Consider the following 5601-nt stretch of genomic DNA (forward strand, 5'->3'; position numbering starts at 1 on the left):
GGTCGAACTCGGCAGCCGGTTCAAGGGCTCTGTGCTGGTCGCCGGCAACGCTGCCTTTGCGCTGATGTGGGGCGTTGGTGGCATCGTCGGCCCACCCGGTGCGGGCCTGCTCATGCAAGGCATCGGCCCACTTGGGCTGCCGGTGGTTATTGCCGCTCTCGACGCGGTGCTGGTGATGTTCGCGCTGTACCGCTCATCCATGCGCCGAGCTTCCTGATAAGCCCAACCTCCTGACAGGCCCAACCTCCTGACAGGCCCAGCCTCCTGACAGGCACTGTCTGGAGCAAGCAGTTTTCGCCCGCCAGGGGCTTACCTCTGCGCAACTCAATCGCTAATCCTGCAGCCCGACAGCGGTGCGTACATGAATTTGGTTGAATCGAACAAGGACGAGACGATGCAATGGGCGGCGATCACCGGTGTGATCGCGACCGTCTCGGTGTTCGCCATCGCGCAAGGGTTGTCCTATCCGCTGCTGAGTTTCATCCTGCAGCGCCAGGGCGTTTCGCCAGCGATGATCGGCTTGTCGGCGGCCATGACGCCGATTGGCTTCATTCTGTTATCGCCGTTGATCCCGGCGCTGGCCCGCCGATTCGGGGCAGGGCGCACCGCGCTCACCTGTGCGGCCCTTTCGGCTGTCGTGCTGGCGCTGATCGGCTGGACGCAAAATGTCTATTTGTGGTTTCCCCTGCGCTTCCTGATCGGCGTCGTGACCAATCCGCTCTATGTGCTGAGCGAGATCTGGGTGATCGCGCTGGCACCGCCGGCCCGACGCGGCCGCGTCATGGGTGTCTATTCGACGATCATCTCGGCCGGTTTCGCGACCGGGCCACTGTGCCTGCTTGCAGTCGGCACTGAGGGCTGGCCGCCCTTCCTCGTCGGCATTTTCGCCTTCGTGCTGTGTGGCATTTGCCTGGCCTCGGTGCTGCCGCGTTTGCCCAAGGTCGACGAGGCCGGGCACCAGGTTTCCGTCCTGGGTTTCGTGCCGCTGGCGTGGCTGCTTTTGTTCGCCGTCATAGTCGCCGCCGGCTTCGAACAGGGTGCGCTGGCGTTGCTGCCGGTCTATGGCACCCATCACGGCATCACCGAAACCCGCATGTCGGCGCTGCTGTCGGTGATGATCGCCGGCAACATCGCCATGCAGGTGCCGCTCGGCCTTTTGGCGGAAAGGCTTTCCGCGCGCCTGGTGCGGCTTGCCTGCGTCGCGATCACGGTGCTCGGCTGCGTCCTGCTTCCGCTTCTCATCGAGTCGCCGCTGATCTGGCCAATGATCTTTGTCTGGGGCGCGGTTTCCTACGGCATCTACACAATGTCGATCATCGAGCTCGGCGAACGCTTCACCGGCTCCGCACTGGTCGCCGGCAATGCGGCCTTTTCCTTGATGTGGGGGGTCGGCGGCATCGCCGTGCCGCCGCTGGCGGGGGGCGCCATGGATGTTATGGGCGCCGGCGGACTGCCGATCACGCTTGGGCTGCTGTGCCTGGCGCTGGCCATTGCGAGCCTCGCTGGTCGGCGGAAAGCCTCAATTGTGCGCTGAACATGGTGAATATCGACGGCCTGTCGGCGTTGGCTTTTTCAAAGCAACGCGTTTATCGGAGACCTCATGACCAAGCCTGCCACCCAGACGCCGAATTCCGCCCCCACGACCGACGATCCCTTTCTCTGGCTGGAGGACAGGACAGCCAAGCAGTCATTGGACTGGGTACATCGCCAGAACGAGATCACGGTTGGCGAATTGCAGGGCGATCCGTCCTATCAGGCGTCGTTCCAGACCGCGCTCGACCTGATGACGGCCGAGGACAACATCGCGGTCGGCGCGGCAAAAGCCGGCCATGTCTACAATTTCTGGCAGGACAAGACCAATGTGCTCGGCCTCTGGCGCCGCACGACCGTCGCTTCCTACAAGACCGAGAAGCCCGACTGGGAAACGATCATCGACTTCGACCAGCTTGCGGCGGAGGAAGGGATAAAATGGGTTTTTGGCGGCGCCAGCCGGCTCTATCCCGACTTCAACCTTTGCCTTGTCTCGATGTCGCCGGATGGCGGCGACGCCAGCGAGATGCGCGAATTCGACATCGCGACCAAGTCGTTTGTCGAGGGTGGGTTTCGTGCACCCGCTTCCAAGTCGGGTTTCAGCTGGCTGGATAAGGACACCGTGATTGTTTCGGCCGCTTTCGACGAGGCCGACAAGACCGAGTCCGGCTATCCGCGAATCATAAAGCTGTGGAAGCGCGATACCAAGCTGGAAGACGCAACGCCGATCTTCGAGGCGCAGAAAGAGGATCTCGCCGTTGGTGCCGCTGTCGAGTACGACGGTGACAGACGCTATCTGGTCCTGGCTCGAACGCTGAATTTCTTCGCTTCGCACATCTTCCTTCGGCTGCCTTCCGGCGAAAACAAACAGCTGCCGCTACCGGACGACATGACCGATACGGCAATATTCAGGGATCAGCTCGTGTTCGGCGTGCGCAGTGCATGGACGGCGCCCGACGACACGGTTTGCAAGCCCGACGGTCTTTATTCGCTGGACCTGGCGCGCTGGGTCGAGACCGGCGCGATCGGGCCTGTCGAAACCTTGTTCGAGCCGGCCTATCGCGTTTCCATAGCCGGCATTGCCCGCACGCGGGACCGGCTGTTCGTCAGCCTGATGGACAATGTGCGCGGCAAAGTCGTCGTCTGCGAGCGCATGGATGGCAACTGGTCGCTGAAACCGGTGGCGCTGCCCGAAAATGGCAATGTCGGCATCAGTCATGCCGAGCAGTTCGGCTCGAGTGTCTCCTTCTCCTTCACCGATTTCCTGACCCCGAGTTCGATCATCTGGTCCGACGACAATGGCGAGACGCTCGCCACCGTGAAGTCGCAGCCGGCGCGTTTCGATGCCTCGCCGCTGATCTCGGAACAGTTCGAGGCGCGCTCCAAGGACGGCACGATGATCCCCTATTTCGTCGTCAGGCGGCGCGACCAGAAAGGTCCGGTGCCGACGCTGCTTTACGGCTATGGCGGCTTCGAAGTGCCGCTGCTGCCCGGCTATGCCGGCGTGCGTGGTAAGCTGTGGCTGGAGAAAGGCAATGCCTATGTGCAGGCATGCATCCGCGGCGGCGGCGAGTTCGGCCCAGCCTGGCATCAGGCGGCGCTCAAGGGCAATCGCCAGAACGGATTCGACGATTTCGCAGCGGTCGCGCAGGACGTCGTCAAGCGCGGCATCGCGACAGCAAGCTCGCTCGGCATCCAGGGTGGTTCGAATGGCGGCTTGCTGACCGGCGTTTCCTTGACGCAGCATCCCGAGCTTTTCGGCGCCGTCATCATCGAGGTGCCGCTGCTCGACATGCTGCGTTACGCCGAATTGCCGCCTGGCGCCTCGTGGATGGCCGAATATGGCGATCCGTCGAAACCCGAAGACGCGAAGTGGCTTTCAGCCTACTCGCCCTACCAGCATGTCGACGCCGCTGCCGCCTATCCGCCTGTGCTGCTGACCACATCGACCGCTGACGATCGGGTCCATCCCGGCCATGCGCGCAAGATGGCCGCCCGCCTGCAGGAAGCCGGCCATGCGAGGACGCTGTTCTTCGAGGAGACCGAGGGCGGCCATGGCGGGCGTGGCGACCGCCGGCCGCAGGCGGCGCAGACGGCGATGAAATATGTCTTCCTGCAAAGGGCGCTGACAGCCAAGGCCTAGAGTCATTCAGTTATGGGCCAAGCAAAGGGTGGTTCTCCTCGAGCAGCCTTTGCTCTAAGGTGGCTTCCATGGCTCTCGTCAGGACGTTGATTGACGCATTTGAGGCTCGCGCATTGCGGGTCGCGGTGACGCCGTCACCGCGCACGCTGCGCGCCGAGCTTTTGCGGCTGTGTGCCCGCATCGGCTATTCGCCACCTCTCTGCCTCTGAAGCATTCGCCCCGGCTTGGCCGGATAGAATCCAGAGGGAAGATCAGACATGACCTATCAGAATTATTCGCTGAAGCAGCTTCAGCAGATCGACGCCGCGCATCATCTGCATCCGTTCACCGACCACAAGGAAATGCGCGGGGCCGGGTCGCGCATCATCACCCATGCCAACGGCCCTTTCATCTACGATTCCGAGGGGGCTGAAATCCTCGACGGCATGGCCGGGCTGTGGTGCGTCAACATCGGCTATGGCCGTGACGAGCTGGCCGAGGCCGCCTATGCCCAGATGAAGGAACTGCCTTACTACAACTCCTTCTTCAAATGCTCGACGCCGACGCCAGTGCTGCTGTCCAAGAAGCTGGCGGAGATCGCGCCGAAGCACGTCAACCAGGTATTCTACGGCTCTTCCGGGTCGGAAGCCAACGACACCGCGCTGCGCCTCGTGCGCCACTATTGGGTGCTGGAGGGCAAGCCGGAGAAGAACCGCATCATCTCGCGCAAGATGGCCTATCACGGCTCGACCGTTGCCGGCACCTCGCTCGGCGGCATGGATGGTATGCACAAGCAGCTCAACGGTGCGGTGCCCAACATCGTCCATGTGATGATGCCCTATGCCTATGAGCTGGCGCTGCCTGGCGAGAGCGATCATGATTTCGGTCTGCGCGCGGCCGGGGCTGTCGAGGAGGCGATCCTCGAAGCCGGCGCCGACAAGGTTGCCGCGTTTATCGGCGAGCCGATCATGGGAGCCGGCGGCGTGAAGATACCGCCGGCGAGCTATTGGCCGGAAGTGCAGCGCATCTGCCGTAAATACGATGTCCTGCTGATGCTGGACGAAGTCATCACCGGTTATGGTCGCACCGGCGAATGGTTTGCCGCACAGACACTCGGCATCGAGCCAGACACGATCACCACGGCCAAGGCGCTGACCTCGGGCTATCAGCCGCTGTCGGCATTGCTGGTTGGCGACCGCATCGCCTCGACGCTGGTCGAGAAGGGCGGCGAGTTCAACCATGGCTACACCTATTCCGGGCACCCGGTGGCCTGCGCCGTGGCGCTGAAGAACCTCGAGATCATCGAGCGCGAAGGGCTGGTCGACCGCGTCCGGAACGACACCGGCCCTTACTTCGCCAAGGCGTTGCAGGAGCGCATTGCCGGACATGATCTGGTCGGCGAGGTCCGTTCGATCGGACTGATGGGCGCGATCGAGATCGTCAAGGACAAGGCGACCAAGGAGCGGTTCCTGCCGGCTGGAAGTGCGGCGGTAACCGTGCGGGATCACGCCATCACGAATGGCATGATGCTGCGCGCCACCGGCGACACGATGATCCTGTCGCCGCCGCTGATCTGGACCCGCGATACGATCGATATGGCCTGCGACCGCATCTCGAAGGCGCTGGATCTGGCGCAAGCCGATCTTCGCAAGCGGTAGAACTCGACCCCTCGGCTGGGCGCTCTTCGGCGGGCGCGCCCAGCCTTGAGACCATGCCGAAGCGGCGAGGGAACGAATTCCATCACAAGCGCGTAGTGTGTGGGGCAGCGGCTGATTCGGCCGCCACAAGGGGTTTGTTTCCATGAGAGAAACCGGCAAGAGCCGACGGACGCGAGAAGCGGCCAGCATCAGCGGCGACCTGATGCTGGCGCCGCTGGTGGCGATGATGCGGCTGCCGTTGATGGCCATGGATGGCGGGAGCCGCCAGCCATGGAGTACGGAGACGGCGCG

At 63.0% G+C, this 5601-nt stretch carries 4 protein-coding genes and 1 pseudogene; all 5 read left to right on the forward strand.

Annotation, left to right across the window (positions count from 1 at the left end):
* Nucleotides 1-217: pseudogene (locus tag EN994_RS15685) on the forward strand (MFS transporter); the annotation flags it as partial.
* Between the two features lie 144 nt (nt 218-361).
* On the forward strand, nt 362-1534 hold the full coding sequence (locus EN994_RS15690) for an MFS transporter (RefSeq protein ID WP_063168191.1): 1173 nt from the start codon (nt 362-364) through the stop codon (nt 1532-1534).
* Between the two features lie 66 nt (nt 1535-1600).
* Nucleotides 1601-3673: a prolyl oligopeptidase family protein gene (locus tag EN994_RS15695; protein WP_063168190.1), complete on the forward strand. Its 2073-nt coding sequence runs from the start codon at nt 1601-1603 to the stop codon at nt 3671-3673.
* A gap of 68 nt (nt 3674-3741) precedes the next feature.
* Nucleotides 3742-3882 (forward strand): capsid protein, encoded by a 141-nt coding sequence (locus EN994_RS15700; RefSeq protein WP_082826679.1) that lies wholly within the window; start codon nt 3742-3744, stop codon nt 3880-3882.
* A 48-nt stretch (nt 3883-3930) separates the two neighbouring features.
* A complete protein-coding gene (locus EN994_RS15705; protein ID WP_013531202.1) occupies nt 3931-5310 on the forward strand; it encodes an aspartate aminotransferase family protein in 1380 nt (459 codons plus the stop codon).
* Nucleotides 5311-5601: the final 291 nt, after the last annotated feature.

Source organism: Mesorhizobium sp. M7A.F.Ca.CA.002.09.1.1 (assembly GCF_003998555.1).
Taxonomy (GTDB): Bacteria; Pseudomonadota; Alphaproteobacteria; order Rhizobiales; family Rhizobiaceae; genus Mesorhizobium; species Mesorhizobium ciceri.

Bases quoted from the DNA above. Each gene is read 5' to 3' on its own strand.
- EN994_RS15690 (WP_063168191.1), top strand. From the start codon at position 362: ATGAATTTGGTTGAATCGAACAAGGACGAGACGATGCAATGGGCGGCG.
- EN994_RS15695 (WP_063168190.1), top strand. From the start codon at position 1,601: ATGACCAAGCCTGCCACCCAGACGCCGAATTCCGCCCCCACGACCGAC.
- EN994_RS15700 (WP_082826679.1), top strand. From the start codon at position 3,742: ATGGCTCTCGTCAGGACGTTGATTGACGCATTTGAGGCTCGCGCATTG.
- EN994_RS15705 (WP_013531202.1), top strand. From the start codon at position 3,931: ATGACCTATCAGAATTATTCGCTGAAGCAGCTTCAGCAGATCGACGCC.